Raw genomic sequence first — 14,675 nt, 5'->3', positions numbered from 1 at the left:
GGCAAGGTAGATTGGGTTCTGCTATAATAGACGCGACTTTGTCTGAACACTAGGGGGCCCGGACTGATGGCTTTCCTGTTGGCGTTCGCCGCGGCGTTCGCGGCGGTGTACGGGATGGTGCCGGTGGTGCGTCGCATTGCGCTCAAATGGGGTTTTGTGGACATGCCCAACCAGCGCAAGATCCACAAGGAGCCCATTCCCCTGATGGGCGGGGTGGCGCTGTATGTGGGGTTTGTTTTCGCTGCGACGGCGGCGACGGCGGTTTCGCCAAAAGTTCACCTGACCATGGATTTTTGGGGTATCGTCCTCGGAGGATTGGTGATTGTGGCCACGGGACTGCTGGATGACGGATTTAAAGCGAGGGGCAGGGAGCTCAGTCCTTGGCCGAAGTTGATCATGCAGTTTGTCGCGGCGGGGATTCTCATCGCTTTTGGGGTGCAGATTAAATGGGTGACCATTCCCTTCACCCCCCAGGGGATGTACCTCATGCCCGATTGGCTTTCCATCATTGCCACCCTCTTGTGGGTGGTGGCCATTACGAACATGATCAATTTTCTCGACGGTGTGGACGGGTTGGCGGCGGGGATAGCGGCCATTTCTTCGACCACCCTATTTTTTGTGGCGCTCATCAAGGATCAGGCGCCCACCGCCCTGTACGCGGCGACAATGATCGGGGTCACCCTGGCCTTTCTCAAACACAATTTTCACCCGGCGAAAATCTTCATGGGGGATGCCGGAGCCATGTTTTTGGGTTTCACCCTGGCCGCCATTTCGGTGGACGGCGCTTTCAAGAGCGCGACTCTGGTGTCGGTGTTGGTGCCCGTGTTAGCCCTCGGGGTGCCGATTTTTGATACGGTGTACGTGATCTTTAAGCGGCTGAAGGATAATCGGCCGATCTACGTGGCGGACAAGGGGCACACTTTTCACCTGCTCATGCGTTCGGGTATGAACCAGGTGCAGACGGTGGCTTTTTTGTACCTTCTCGGCATCTGTTTTTCCCTGGCTTCGATCGTGGTCCTCCTTGCTGCCCGGTGAGGGGCGGCGATCGTTTTTCCCCTTGCAATTCCCCACTCGTACATAAACTGCCCCGACTTGGCCCAACGCCGACAAGATCCCCGCTTCCGGTGAATACGTGCAGTGACCGGGGACGGTGCGCTGCGGGCCCGTCCTTTTCTTCTCGGGATTTGGTGTGAAAGCGCAATTTGCCGCGATTTTCAGGGGTGTGATATAATGGTAACCTGAATGTGCAGGAGTCTGGCGCGGAGGTGTCATTTTTGAAAATATCGTTGGAACAGGTGGAGCACGTGGCCCGGCTCGCCCGGCTGGCCCTGACGGAACGGGAAGCGGAGGTCTATGCAGAGCAGCTGGGTGCGATCTTGGCCTTTGCGGATCAATTGCAGGAATTGGACGTATCCGATGTGCCCCCGACCAGTCATGTGCTGCCGATCTCGAACGTGCTGCGGGAAGATGAGCAGCGGCCTGGGTTGTCCCGGGAGGCTGCTTTGGCCGGGGCCCCGGACCAAGAGGACGGACAGTTCCGGGTGCCGGCGATTCTGGAGGGATAGATCAGATGAGCATGTGGCGGTGGAGTGTGCGGGAGATGGCGGACAAGGTCCGGCGCCGGGAAGTGAAGCCGTCAGAGCTGGCGGAGGCGGTGTTGGGCCGGATCCGGGAGACGGACGATCGGGTGCGGGCGTTTTTACATATCGACGAGGATCGGGCATTGGAGAAGGCCCGGGAGATGGACGAGGTGGCATCCGCGGGCCGAGGGGAGGGGCCTTTGTTCGGGGTGCCCGGGGCGGTGAAAGACAATCTGTGCACCGAAGGGGTGCGCACCACCTGTGCGAGCAAGATTCTGGCCAATTATGTGCCTCCGTATACGGCCACGGCGGTTCGCAAGCTGGAGGATGCCCGGGCGCTGATCGTCGGCAAGACGAATATGGATGAGTTTGCGATGGGGTCTTCCACGGAGAATTCGGCGTTCCAGCAGACGGCCAACCCGTGGGATCTGGGGCGGGTGCCCGGAGGCTCGAGCGGCGGGTCGGCGGCGGCGGTGGCGGCGGGGCAGGTGCCCTTTGCCCTGGGGTCGGATACCGGGGGTTCCATCCGCCAGCCGGCGGCCTTTTGTGGTGTGGTGGGGCTGAAGCCCACGTATGGGCGGGTGTCCAGGTATGGATTGGTGGCTTTTGCTTCGTCCCTGGATCAGATCGGGCCCATCACCCGGACGGTGGAGGATGCGGCGGCGGTGCTCCAGGCCATCGCCGGACACGATCCCTTGGATTCCACGTCGGCGCCGGTGGAGGTGCCCAATTTTGTCGGGGCCCTGACCGGCGAAGTGAAGGGAATGCGCCTGGCGGTGCCGAGGGAGTACATCGGTGAAGGGACAGATCCCGGGGTGGCCGCCGCGGTGAAGCGGGCGGTGGATACCTTGGCGGGCCTCGGGGCGGAGGTGGAGGAGGTATCTCTGCCTCATACGAAATACGCCGTGGCGACTTATTATTTGATCGCGCCGGCCGAGGCGTCATCGAATCTGGCGCGGTATGACGGGGTGCGCTACGGGGTTCGAGTGGAGGGGGACAACCTCATCGACATGTACCGCCGGACGAGGAGCGAGGGGTTCGGCCCCGAGGTCAAGCGGCGGATTATGCTCGGCACTTATGCCCTGAGCTCGGGGTATTACGATGCGTATTATCTGCGGGCGCAAAAAGTCCGGACTTTGATCCGGCGGGATTTTGACGCCGTGTTTGAACGGTTTGACGCCGTGGTGGCGCCGACGACCCCCACCGTGGCCTTTCGTTTTGGGGAGAAGGTCTCGGATCCCTTGACGATGTACTTAAATGACATCTTGACGATTCCCGTGAATCTGGCGGGCCTGCCGGCGGTGAGCGTGCCCTGCGGCTTGGTGGACGGGATGCCGGTGGGGTTGCAGGTGATCGGTAAAGCTTTCGATGAGGCGGCGGTGCTGCGGGTTGCCCACGCCTATGAACAGGCGGCAGCGCTGGAACTCTGGCCTGCAGGTCTGGCGGAGAGGGGGAGCGGCAACAATGGAATTTGAAACAGTCATCGGTTTGGAAGTGCACGTGGAGCTGGCGACGAAGACGAAGATTTTTTGCGGGTGTTCGACGGAATTCGGCGCTCCCCCCAACACCCACGTCTGCCCGGTGTGCCTGGGTCACCCCGGGGTGTTGCCGGTCTTGAATCGGAGGGCACTGGAGTTGGCGATGAAGGCGGCGCTGGCCCTCAATTGCGAGATCGCCCGGGAGAGCAAGTTTGATCGGAAGAACTATTTTTATCCGGATCTCCCGAAAGCATACCAGATTTCGCAGTACGACAAGCCGATCGGGGAGCACGGGTGGGTCGAGATCGAGACGGCGCACGGGCCGAAGCGCATCGGCATTACCCGGGTGCACTTGGAGGAAGACGCCGGGAAGCTCATGCACGGAGCGGATGGGCTGCATTCCCTGGTGGATTTTAACCGGGTGGGGGTTCCGCTGATTGAGATTGTCTCCGAGCCGGACATGCGGTCGCCGGAGGAGGCCCGGGCGTATCTGGAAAAGTTAAAGGCGATCATGCAATACTGCGAGATTTCGGATGTGCGCATGGAGGAAGGGTCCCTGCGGTGTGATGCCAATATTTCTCTTCGGCCGGTGGGGACGGCGGAGTTCGGGACAAAGACGGAGATCAAGAATATGAACTCGTTCCGCAATGTCCAGCGGGGCTTGGAGCACGAACAGGAGCGTCAGCGGGAGATTCTTGCGTCGGGGGGGCAGGTGGTCCAGGAAACCCGGCGGTGGGATGAGGCGGCCGGCCGGACGCTGCCCATGCGGAGCAAAGAAGAGGCGCACGATTATCGGTATTTTCCCGAACCGGATTTGGTGACCCTCTCCATTGATGAGGAGTGGGTGCAGCGGGTACGGGAGACGATTCCGGAGTTGCCGGATGCCCGTCGGCGGCGCTTTGTGGAGCAGTATGGGCTGCCGGCTTATGACGCGGGGGTGTTGACCGCCTCCCGGGGCGTGGCGGATTTTTTTGAGGAAGCGGCGCGTTATGCCGGGGATGCGAAAGCGGTCAGCAACTGGATGATGGGGGAACTTCTTGGGCACATGAATCAGAGCGGGCTGGAGATCCGGGATGTGAAGGTGACGCCCCGGAGTTTGGCCCGGCTGATTGAGTTGATCGCCGACGGGACGATCTCGACGAAGATCGGAAAAACTGTCTTTGCGGAGATGTTTGCGACGGGGAAAGAGCCGGATGCGGTGATTGAAGAGAAGGGGCTCGTTCAGATCAGCGACGAGGGCGCCCTGGCGGCTTTGGTGGACCGGGTGATCGAGGCCAATCCGAAGTCGGTGGCCGATTATCGGGGAGGCAAGGGCAAGGCGCTGGGGGCCCTGGTGGGCCAGGTGATGAAAGAGACGAAAGGGAAGGCCAACCCACAAGTGGTGAACAAATTGTTGCGGGAGCGCCTGGGCTGAGCGGATCCGGCCCGGGAGGTCCGGGCAAAGAAGTTGGGATAAGGGCCGGGAAGCCGGGCAACTCCCCGGGCCATGGCTCTCCTGGTTTGACGGCGCCTGTCTGCGCCTGGGTACGGGTGGAACGAGGGGATGGTGAGGGGAACCATGGCGGCGGAAGTGCGATTTTTACAGGCAATTGCGCCCTATTATGATGTGTGGATGGATTGGGACCGGCGGCTGGCGGAGGAGATTCCGTTTCTGGAGCGGGGGTTGCCGACCCGGGGGCCGGTGTCCATCCTGGATGCGGCGTGCGGGACGGGCCATCGGGTGCGGGTGTTGGCGGACCGAGGGTATGAGGTGATCGGGGCCGACGGGGAATCGACGCTGGTGGACCGAGCTCGGGAGCTTCACGGCGGCATCGAGGTGTATCCCGTGTCCCTCGCGGAACTCACCCGGGCGGCCAAACCGGGATCGATGAATTTGGTGGTCTGCGGGGGAAACGCCGCGGTGCTCGGCCGCAGTCGGGCGGAATTGGAGCAGGCATTGAGCCGCATGTTCGACGTTTTGGCCCCGGGGGGCCGGCTGGTGATGGAGATGGACAATCTCGCCAAGGTGGTGCGGCGGAAGCTGAGGTTTTTGCCACTGCGGCGGGGACGGCCGGCGGACGGCGAGGGGGAGTGGCTGCTCCTCGGGGAGTATGAATGGAACGGCACGGGGATTTTGTATCATCTCCTCGTGCTGCAGCGGGATTCCGGGGGAGAGTGGACGATGAACGTTCATTCTTCGGAGGTGTTGTCCCTGGAGCACAGTGATTTGGTGCCGATGCTCCGGGAGACGGGATTTAACGATATTCGCTTGTACAGCGATTATGCGGATGGAGAGTTTTTGCCATTGGAGAGCGACCGGCTGATCGTGACCGCGAGACGCCCGGAGTAGCGGGCGAAGGGCGGAGAAGGTGGCCTCGGGATGAGCCGCAGGTCGAGCCCCCAGGAGGGAGCCTCTGGGACGAGCCTTCAGGTGGTGCCCCCACGAAGAGCCCCTAAGAAGGCTCCAAACCGAGCCCCTGGGCCGGCCCCTAGGACAAGCTTCCGGGTGTGCCTGGCCCACGACGTCTGTGGTGGAACGGGGCGCGGGTGAACTGGCGAGCGGGTTGGCTTACCGCGGTGTGGCCAGGTGCCGGGCGGGGAAAAAGGCTCGCCGAAGGAGGTATTTGGCGGTGGACGGGAAAATACCGGTGTCGCCCGGGGATGAAGTGGACGTGGCGCTTCATCGGGTGACCCAGGAAGGCAAAGGGGTGGGCCGGATCTCGGCGGTCGGGTCGTTGGGCCAGGCGGACCGAGGCGGGTTCACCCTTTTTGTGCGGGGCGGGTTGCCCGGGGAGCGCGTCCGGGCCCGGGTCAACCGGGTGGCCCGGGGATACGCCGAGGCGGACATGGTCGCGGTGGTGGAGGAATCCGCCGACCGGGTGCGGCCGCTCTGCCCGGTGTTTGGGGCGTGCGGAGGGTGCCAGTTCCAGCACGGGGCTTATGGGTGGCAGTTGAGCGTCAAGAGGGCCCGGGTTGGCGAGACGTTGGAGCGGATCGGTCGTTTTCGGACGGTGTTCGAGGAGGGTGAGGATCCGGGGGTCGGCTGGACGGCCAGGGGGGCAGATGGGGGGCCGGGAGGCGCCGGGAAGCCCGAGGTCGTCGCAGGGGAGGGCCATGTGCCCGCCTCGCCCGGGTTGGATCGCCCGGTCGGCCCCGTGATCATCCACCCGACCGTCGGGATGGAGTCCCCTTGGCGTTATCGCAATAACATCCATATGGCGGTAAAAGATCGGGGCGGGCGGTTGGTGGCCGGCTACTATTCCTCAGGAGGCCGGCGGTGGGTGGCGGCCGAGGATTGTCTCATCGCGGATGAACGACTGGTGGCGTTGATCCAGGCCGGGCTGAGGGCGGCCGAAAGGTGCGGTTGGCAGGCGGCGGAGGAAACGGCGGGGTCCCGCTCCCAGGCCGAGCTCGCGACGGGCCGGGGTCGGTTGTACCATGTTGCGGCCCGGGTGGCGCCGGGGACGGGGCAGACGATGCTCATCGCGGTGGTGGACCGGGAGCGGATGAACCGGATGGGGGAGTTTGCTGCCCGGGTGCGGGACGCGGTTCCGGAGGTGACCAGCGTGATCCTGAATGTCCGGCGGGGGCGCGGAGACGGGCCGGTTTACGGAAGGCGTTCGATTGCCCTTTACGGTCCCAGCCGGATCGTGGATCGAATGGGTGGATTATGGTTTGAAATTTCGCCGACGTCCTTTTATCAGGTGAACAGTTTGCAGGCGGAGCGCATGTACGAGCTGGCGATGGAGGCAGCCGGACTCGATGGCTCCCAACGAGTGGTGGACGCCTACTGCGGGGTCGGAACTTTGTCGCTGTTTCTGTCCCGGGGCGCCGCCCAGGTGACGGGCATTGAAGTCGCTACGGAGGCTGTGGCGGACGCCCGCAGAAATGCGCGGATGAACCGGATCGAGAATGCGCGTTTTCAGGTCGGCGCTGTGGAGGAGCTTTTGCCAAGCCTGGTGGCCGACCGGCGGCCCGATGTGGTGACCCTCGATCCTCCCCGCCGGGGGTGCGGTCGGGCGGCGTTGGAGGCCCTTGTCCACGCCAAAGTCCCCCGAGTGGTCTATGTGTCCTGCGATCCCGCCACTCTGGCCCGGGATTTGCGCGTTCTCGCGGACGGCGGGTACCAGGTCCGGGAGGTTTGGCCGGTGGACATGTTTCCCCAGACCGGGCATGTGGAGAGCGTGGCGCTGCTGGTGAGAGGGGATGTTTTCTAATTGGACTTGTTTCTCGCTTTTCTGTTCGGAGTGCAGAATCGGTCCTCTGCCCGTGTTGTGAGGGGGCGTTTGGCGTGATTTGAGATGATCCAATGGAAAATAGACAATAGACTTACAAAAGACCAAGCAAGATCGGTTTTTGAAGAGTATTCAGCATTTGTTTATCGTATTGCTCCTGTGGACGCTGATCCCTACGGTGCTGGCGCTGGTCCTGATGTTCTGATTCGGCCGCGAGAAATGGGCCGGGTTCCGCCAGTCTGTGGTGCAGGCTCCCTCGGCATCCGAAGCGCCGTCGGCGGCGGAATGACGCGCGGCCTGCTCATCGGGAACCGTGCCCTTGGTCCCGACCGTGCGACCGTAGGCCTGCGCTCGTTGTTTGACGGACATCCTCACCTCGTCCATCACTCATATGTTCCGGTTCTTAGCCGACGCAGGAAGAGTTCAAATGGAATGAATCAACTCCCCAAGAAATCGATTGGCAGCGGTTTTTCCAGCAGCTATAGCTTCTTTCGCCAGGTCGAAGCGATGAGCATCGATGTGGTCTATATCCGGATGAATGACCCAATCGGCCGCTGAAGAAGAATCGTTTTGAGCGGCCAACTGGGCTTCCAGTGCATCTACACTGGCAAGCAGAGTCTTTAGCAGGCCCAATCGGTTGCTTTTTTCCAAGGGATGGGGTGCGTGAGTTTCCTCGTTGAGGAGACCGACTACCTCCATGGCACGGGCGACAGGGGAGTGGTTGACAGAATCGTGCACCTCCTGCAAGAAAGAACGCAGGCGTGTCCAACGAACTCGCGCAAAGGTCGCTGTGACCGTCCACCTGTCTCGACTGGAACCCACGTCCACGGCGACAGTGGGAGCCGGGGATAAGGAACTGGCCGCATTCGAAGGAACACGGTTGCTCACACCGCCGTTCACCAAGAGACGGGAATTCAACGGCATCGGAGTAAACAACCCGGGGACTGAAATGCTTGCCCTTACGGCGTCGATTACCGAGCCGTGTCGTAACACGGCAGTTTCTCCGGTTACAAGGTCCGTGGCCACAACGGCCAGAGGTACCTTGAGGTCCTCAAAATGCACATCCCCGATTAACCTGCGCAGCTCTTGGGCAACCCGATCTCCCTTGATCAATCCGCCACTCAAAAACGCAAAATCGGCGAATTTGATTAAATCGATCAGACGGATCTTCAATGCAGTCTCTTCAAGAATATTCAATTTCCCTGCTCCGTAGGCCGCTGCAACCAGAGCTCCCATGCTGCAACCCGCGATCGCGACAACGGGCACGCTTTCTCTCTCCAATGTTTGGAGAACCCCGATGTGGGCCAATCCCCGGGCGGCGCCGCCTCCCAACGCCAGGTTGACACCGTTCGTCAATTTTTTGGTTTTTTGCGATCTTCCCCTTGACACAGGTGCTCCCCTCTCCTTATCATGACTGTGATTATTGGTTTTTTGGGGGGATTGAGCATGTCCCTTACGGAACGCCGCAGGCAATTTCTGCAACAACTCGTCGGATTATATCAAAAGACAACCTGTCCCGTTCATTACATAACCCTGGCGAAAGCTTTGGGGGTCAGCAAATGGACGGCCTATGACATGTTGCGGGAATTGGAGAAATTAGGATATTTATCTCGGGATTACATCCACGACCATGGAGGGGCAGGAAGGTCGCAGATCGTCTTCGTGCCAACCGACAAGGCTGTTCAATTGATTTCCCTGGTTTATGAGAACCGACTGGTGCCCGCCGAATGGAGCGAGATGGAACGAAATATGATCGGCTTGTTGCAAGAGTTGCGACATGCGGAGATGGGATTCGCCGTGAGCCGCCTCATCGAAACCGTCTCCCATACGCCCAATGGAATCACATTTTGCCTTTCGTTGTTGGGACTACTGACCCTTTTCCTCAGCCACGCAGAAGAGCCCGTGAGAACGACCGTTGAACAAGTCATTTTGAGCCTCGACCAACCGAGAATGCGCATCATCGTCTTCATCGGCACCATGCTGGGAATCGTGATCCAGACGGTGAGCGACGAGCTCGGACGGGAGACATCCCGTCTGATCGGCCGTGCTCTTTGCTGTGTACAGGAACTCTCGGAAAGCGAGCTCATCCAGTTGGCCAACTTTCTGTCCAAGGCGCTTCAGCAAGTCCAATGAGAGATGAGGTGTCGTGCGTTGCAGAAATGGTTGGTGCTCGCGGTGGTGGTCCTCGGATTGTCGTTGGACCTGCTGGATATGACCATTGTAGAGGTGGCGATACCGGATATCATGAACCAATTCGGCGCCGATATTCACCTGGCCCAATACGTGGTTACCGCGTACATGATGACCATCGGGCTGGTGGAACCGGTGACCGCCTATTTGGCCGAGACCCGTGGCATGAAGAAAATGTACATTGCAAGTCTGGTCGTGTTTATCTTGGGGTCTGCGTTGTGCGCCGAATCGTGGAGCATCGAGTCGTTGATCGCTTTTCGTGTTGTTCAGGCGATAGGTGGAGGCATGATCATGCCCTTGTCGTTGGCCATTGTCCAAAAAGTCTTCGGCAAAGAGGAATTGCCGTTAGCCATGGGTTTAATGGGCGTTCCCCTATTGATCGCCCCGGCTGTAGGACCCGTGTTGGGAGGATACTTAGTGGAACATTTCAGCTGGAAATGGATTTTTTGGCTGAATATTCCCGTCGGCATACCAGCCTTCCTGGCCGCATGGCTCATCCTGACAGAATTTGAAACGATGCAGAGAAAATTTGACGCTCTCGGCTTCATTCTGTCGGGCATCGGTTTTTCGAGCCTGCTGTTGGCCATCAGTAACGGCCCGGACGAGGGATGGGGTTCTGCATCTATTGTCGGTCTGTTTTTCCTTTCCGTCTCCTGCCTCACCCTCTTTGTGTGGGTGGAGGCAGTCGTCTCAGATCCGCTGTTGGACCTGCGCCTCTTTCGCCACCGCATTTACACGTCCGCCACCCTCGTGACGTTTTTTCTCATGATGAGTCTGTTCGGAAGTCTGTATTTAGTCCCCTTGTTTTTACAACAATTGCGAAATATGGGTCCTGTCGACGCCGGACTGGCCTTGATTCCCGAAGTGCTGGGAGCAGCCCTGTTGGTGCCGGTCAGCGCACTCCTCCTCCCCCGGGTGGGAGCCACTTGGTTGACCATCGCCAGCGTGGTTGTCATGACCGCCGGAATGATGCCTTTGACAAGTCTCGAAATGGATACCGACCTCCAGATTCTCAAGCAACATCTAGCAGTGATAGGCTGCGGCCTGGGACTGGGCATCATGCCGGCCGTTACTCTCGCATATAGTACCGTTCCCGACGTTTTAGTGAATCAGGGTTCGGCATTTCTAAACCTCGTCCGGCAGATTGGCAGTGCACTGGGGGTTGCGCTGTTGACAACCATTCTTCAGGAAAGGCAACCCGTGTACCTGACGAGATATGCCGAGACCATTACTCTTGGCTCCCCTGCGGAGCAAGCGTGGAACCAGGTGGCCGTTTCTTTACAGGGCATGGGCTATTCGGTGGGGGAAGCGCAGCAACTGATGGTGTCTCTACTGGTTCAATCGGTTGAAAAGGCGGCGTCCGTTCTGGCGTTTCACGATGCTTTTTTTGCGGCGGTGGTGTTCGGTTGGCTGACGATGGTGCCCGCCCTTTTTCTGTATCAAAGGCACATAGGAGAACCATGAAAGTAAAGGAAGGCTGTCAAGCGTCTGAGAAAATGACAGGTTTATGAGTCTATAAAAGTATCAGGGATAGACCTGACTGGAGATCCTCCGAGTGACGAAACGTGATCGTCCCTCAAGGGAGGCCGGTTAACTGGCAACCGACTACCACGCCAGCTCCGATTGGTGTCCAACGGTCCGCTATGTTCCAGCGGGAGATCTAAGGTGGCTGACGCTGAAATACAACGGATAACGGTTTTTGGCCTTGGTGGTGAGCCTTACTGCTAAGTATCCTGCGCACCGCGCTCAGCAGCAACCGGAGCAATTCCGGAGAGAGAAGGCCAGCCCGATCTCGGGACCGGCTGGAGACAGGGAGGAGAGAAGACGAGGCCATGAAGCGAAGATTGATCTTAGTCGTTCTTGTGATTGCTATCGTGGTCGCTGGAGGGGGGATTGGCGCCTATTACTGGTACAACGCAACCCATTACGTCTCCACGGACGACGCGCGCATTGCCGGGGACATCTACCGGGTCATGCCCCGGGTGGCCGGGAAATTGACGGCCTTGAACATCCAGGAAGGGGACTATGTGGTGGCGGACCAGATCGTCGGCCAGCAAGAGATCAGCAATTTGCCCAACAGCCAACTGGATAACGCCCTCTTGCGGGCGCCGGCCGACGGCACGGTGATCAAGACCCTGGCTAAAGTAGGGGAAGTGGTGTCGCCGGGACAGCCGGTGGCCTTGATTGTCAACAAAAAGCAGGTGTACGTCTCGGCCAACATTGAGGAAACCGACCTGGCGAAAGTGAAGACCGGGCAACCGGTCGATTTTACCGTGGACAGCTATCCCGGAATGCTTTTCGCCGGGAAAGTGAAAGAGATCGGGGAAGCGACCAACTCCACCTTTTCCGCCATTCCGGCGGTCAACACCAGCGGGAATTTCACCAAAGTGACCCAGCGCATCCCGGTGAAAATCTCCATCGACGATCTCCACGGCGTGGATTTGTCGCCCGGGATGAGCGTGGAAGTCCGCATTCATCTGAAGGATAAGGAGGGGACACGGACGTGATTCATTGGCCGGTCAAACAGGTAGGTATGTGGTTGGCTGCCTCGTCCGCCGTGCTCTTCCTGGCGTCCGGTTGCTCCCTGCCGGGATCGGCGGCGACCTTGTCCCAGCCGGGGACGCCGGAGGTGCAGGTGTTCACGGTGGCAGGCGGGGGCCAGACGGTGACAGGCAAGATCGCGGCGGCCGACGAAGTGAAGGTGTCGTCGAAACTTGGCGCGCGGGTCACCGCCGTACACGTCAAAGAAGGTACCCGGGTACATAAAGGACAAGTGCTGGTCGAGCTTGACAGCTCCGATTATCAAGCCCAGGTGAACCAGGCCCAGGCCGGGTTGCAGCAGGCCCAGGCGGGACTGGCTGCCGCCCAGGCGAAACTGGCGGACACCAAGGCGGGCAGCCGGCAGGAGGAATTGCAGCGGCTCCAGGCGGCGGTGGAACAAGCCCATGCGGCCTATGCGAATGCCCAGGAAAATTACAATCGCACGAAGAATCTCAATGATGCCGGGGCGGCGTCCAAAGCGACCCTGGATCAGGCCGAGTTGGCCGTCGCCCAGACGAAAGGCGCCCTTGAGCAGGCGCAGGCGCAGCTCAATCTCGCCAAGGCGGGAGCAACGGAAAACACCATTGCCGCCCTTGAAGCCCAGGTGAACCAAGCCCAAGGGGCGGTGAACCAAGCCCAAGCCGCCTTGCAAGCGGCCCAGAACAACTTGATGAACACCAAGATCGTTGCGCCGATGGACGGGGTGGTGGCCGCAAAGAACATCAACGTCGGCGAGATGGTGCAGCCGGGCGCGCCCTTCTTGACCTTGGTCAATCTCGACTCCGTCCGAGTGGCGGTTAGCGTGCCCCAGTCCCTGTTGCCCAGTCTCCACACGGGCCAGACGGTCGGGGTGCACGTGCCGGAACTGGGCGAGGATACGTTCTCCGGGATGATCACCTTCATCAGTCCGGTCTCCGACCAAAACAACAACACCTTCCCGGTCAAAGTGGAGGTGCCTAGCCCTGACCGCCGGTTGCGGGCGGGGATGGTGGCCGACGTGACCTTTGGCGCCACCGGCCAGGCCGGCGTGGAGATCCCCATGAAAACCCTTGTTAAACAAGAGGGGAAAACCTTCGTGTACAAGCTCAACGAGGACCGTGTCCAACTCGTTGAAGTGCACGGCCAGCAGAAGGACGACCACTGGTTCATCGCTTCGTTGGGGGTGAAAATCGGCGATAAATTGGTGATCGAACCAGGGCCCGGTTTGAAAGACGGCGCCCAAGTTCACGTGCGCAGAGGGGAGACGCCATGAGCCGCGAGGCGACAACCGCTGCCCCCGCGGCTGTTGAGGAAAAGGCCAACCGGTTGGCCTGATCGTGGTCATGATTGTGCCAAGGAGAAATTTCCCGATAATCTGATCCCTAGTGGTGACGGTGGTGACCCGGAATCGTATCTCAACGTGCTTCATTTCAATGGGCGCACAGGTGAACTTGTCGACGCTGGGGAAGACATTCACGTCCTTGTCTTTTTATGGTGACGGGGCTCTGGTACGTCCCTCCGGGCGCTACTGGTCGATGATCCGAAGCCCTTTTCCAGCCCTGATTTCTTCGATTCCTTCTTCGCAAACACCATAGGATCGCCAAGGGCACGTGGGACATAGGGTCGAAATGTCCTTTGCTACCATGTTCTCCCGGATGAGCTGTTGAATTTCGCTCCACGGAAGGCTTTGTCCGACCCGCAGGCCCAGTTTCTGAAGCACGGTGGAGTCGCGTTCATGGATGTTTGTATCGTCGCAGTGGTAGGTTTGAGATTCCGGGAATTTTACGCATAGATCATCAGGCCCAGTTATGAGAAGAATCTCCGTTTCCGGTGCCATGCGCAAGGTTTGGTGAAGACGAGTCATGTTTGCGGCGTATTCGGCAGAGTATCCCATGCCTCGGTATCCAAGCAGACATAAAAGATGGTGACCTCGCAATCGAAACATTGGATGGCCCCCCGTCTCCTTTGTTCAGAGATTCCTTCCTAATAGACTTATATTCCAATCTTCGTGGTTAAATTTCCCGGGTGAAAGCATTTAGTGATCTCAATGGACGCCCGGAGCGCCGGCCACATCCACCTGTGTTTATGTTAGCACATCGGCGGAACGACGATGAACTCCGGTCCGGCCCATGAAAGGGCTATCATCACTTTCCTGCTCAGTTTCTTTTAGATCGTCATTATAGGCGCTGAACAGGGGCCCGTTGTCTCACAAGGCCAATCTTTCAAGTGTTCACCTGGACGGCTGCCGTTTCTTGTACTTTCCCCCCATGTAAGCGTTTTTCGCCCCCTGATGACATAGTCACAGACGAGTTCCAAGATGACAATATCACGGACGAACAACACTCAGCACGCACTGCGACCGCTTGACAGATGTCGAATAATGTAGGATTATGTTGGGACAAGGTGAATAGGTCGATAGAGTTGTCTCAGGGCAAACTAGCGGAAACGCTAGGACGCAAAGCCACGGGTCTAAGGGCACATGTGCCTATGATCGCCGGGTTGCCACTCGCAAAGGATGAGGCGCCCTGCAGGAAAAGGGCGCTTTTGACATCATTACGAAGGAGGGTGAAGGAATTGGATCAATTTCCAAATAAACCCTCACCGGGGGGGGGGGGGGGGTTAAAAACCCAAAAAAAACAAAAAAAAAAAAAAACCCCCCACCGGTGTTTTTTTGAGAACGTTAAACCCAAAGC

The 14,675-nt window shown here is 59.3% G+C and carries 12 protein-coding genes and 1 riboswitch; of the genes, 10 read left to right on the top strand and 2 right to left on the bottom strand.

Going from position 1 to position 14,675, the window contains the following annotated elements; all coding sequences use genetic code 11:
* Window positions 1–66 precede the first annotated feature (66 nt).
* From K6T64_RS08430 to rlmD, 6 genes are all read left to right on the top strand, one after another.
* Window positions 67–1,035 carry an MraY family glycosyltransferase gene (locus K6T64_RS08430; RefSeq protein ID WP_100668669.1) on the top strand — a complete coding sequence of 323 codons (969 nt, stop codon included), beginning with the start codon at window positions 67–69 and terminating at the stop codon, window positions 1,033–1,035.
* 239 nt (window positions 1,036–1,274) lie between these two features.
* Window positions 1,275–1,565, top strand: coding sequence for an Asp-tRNA(Asn)/Glu-tRNA(Gln) amidotransferase subunit GatC (gatC, locus tag K6T64_RS08425; protein WP_100669552.1), 291 nt, complete (start codon window positions 1,275–1,277; stop codon window positions 1,563–1,565).
* Between the two features lie 5 nt (window positions 1,566–1,570).
* Window positions 1,571–3,055: an Asp-tRNA(Asn)/Glu-tRNA(Gln) amidotransferase subunit GatA gene (gene gatA, locus K6T64_RS08420; RefSeq protein WP_170086393.1), complete on the top strand. Its 1,485-nt coding sequence runs from the start codon at window positions 1,571–1,573 to the stop codon at window positions 3,053–3,055.
* Window positions 3,045–4,472 (top strand): Asp-tRNA(Asn)/Glu-tRNA(Gln) amidotransferase subunit GatB, encoded by a 1,428-nt coding sequence (gene gatB / locus K6T64_RS08415; protein WP_170086392.1) that lies wholly within the window; start codon window positions 3,045–3,047, stop codon window positions 4,470–4,472. The genes gatA and gatB overlap by 11 nt, the downstream gene beginning before the upstream one ends.
* 129 nt (window positions 4,473–4,601) lie before the next feature.
* Window positions 4,602–5,387 carry a class I SAM-dependent methyltransferase gene (locus K6T64_RS08410; protein WP_100668666.1) on the top strand — a complete coding sequence of 262 codons (786 nt, stop codon included), beginning with the start codon at window positions 4,602–4,604 and terminating at the stop codon, window positions 5,385–5,387.
* 181 nt (window positions 5,388–5,568) lie between these two features.
* Window positions 5,569–7,254: a 23S rRNA (uracil(1939)-C(5))-methyltransferase RlmD gene (gene rlmD / locus K6T64_RS08405; RefSeq protein WP_288009587.1), complete on the top strand. Its 1,686-nt coding sequence runs from the start codon at window positions 5,569–5,571 to the stop codon at window positions 7,252–7,254.
* Between the two features lie 441 nt (window positions 7,255–7,695).
* Here rlmD and K6T64_RS08400 read toward each other — a convergent pair whose 3' ends face one another.
* On the bottom strand, window positions 7,696–8,661 hold the full coding sequence (locus K6T64_RS08400) for a patatin-like phospholipase family protein (protein WP_170099794.1): 966 nt from the start codon (window positions 8,659–8,661) through the stop codon (window positions 7,696–7,698).
* Between the two features lie 57 nt (window positions 8,662–8,718).
* Between K6T64_RS08400 and K6T64_RS08395 the strand changes: the two genes are divergently transcribed.
* From K6T64_RS08395 to K6T64_RS08380, 4 genes are all read left to right on the top strand, one after another.
* Window positions 8,719–9,405: a LexA family transcriptional regulator gene (locus K6T64_RS08395; RefSeq protein ID WP_170086386.1), complete on the top strand. Its 687-nt coding sequence runs from the start codon at window positions 8,719–8,721 to the stop codon at window positions 9,403–9,405.
* A gap of 18 nt (window positions 9,406–9,423) precedes the next feature.
* Window positions 9,424–10,926, top strand: a complete 1,503-nt coding sequence (locus K6T64_RS08390; protein ID WP_170099793.1) for a DHA2 family efflux MFS transporter permease subunit — start codon at window positions 9,424–9,426, stop codon at window positions 10,924–10,926.
* Window positions 10,927–11,294: 368 nt separating this feature from the next.
* Window positions 11,295–11,969 (top strand): HlyD family secretion protein, encoded by a 675-nt coding sequence (locus tag K6T64_RS08385; protein ID WP_288009583.1) that lies wholly within the window; start codon window positions 11,295–11,297, stop codon window positions 11,967–11,969.
* Window positions 11,966–13,255: an efflux RND transporter periplasmic adaptor subunit gene (locus tag K6T64_RS08380; protein WP_288009581.1), complete on the top strand. Its 1,290-nt coding sequence runs from the start codon at window positions 11,966–11,968 to the stop codon at window positions 13,253–13,255. The genes K6T64_RS08385 and K6T64_RS08380 overlap by 4 nt, the downstream gene beginning before the upstream one ends.
* Before the next feature lie 252 nt (window positions 13,256–13,507).
* On the opposite strand, the gene K6T64_RS08375 is transcribed toward K6T64_RS08380, so the two are convergent.
* A complete protein-coding gene (locus K6T64_RS08375) occupies window positions 13,508–13,927 on the bottom strand; it encodes a DUF1284 domain-containing protein (protein ID WP_288009580.1) in 420 nt (139 codons plus the stop codon).
* Window positions 13,928–14,402: 475 nt separating this feature from the next.
* Window positions 14,403–14,489, top strand: a riboswitch (cyclic di-GMP riboswitch).
* Window positions 14,490–14,675: the final 186 nt, after the last annotated feature.

It is taken from the genome of Kyrpidia sp., assembly GCF_023512215.1.
Lineage (GTDB): Bacteria > Bacillota > Bacilli > Kyrpidiales > Kyrpidiaceae > Kyrpidia > Kyrpidia spormannii.
The sequence above is the reverse complement of the archived record's forward strand: the minus strand, read 5'-3'. Positions and strand labels throughout refer to the sequence as shown.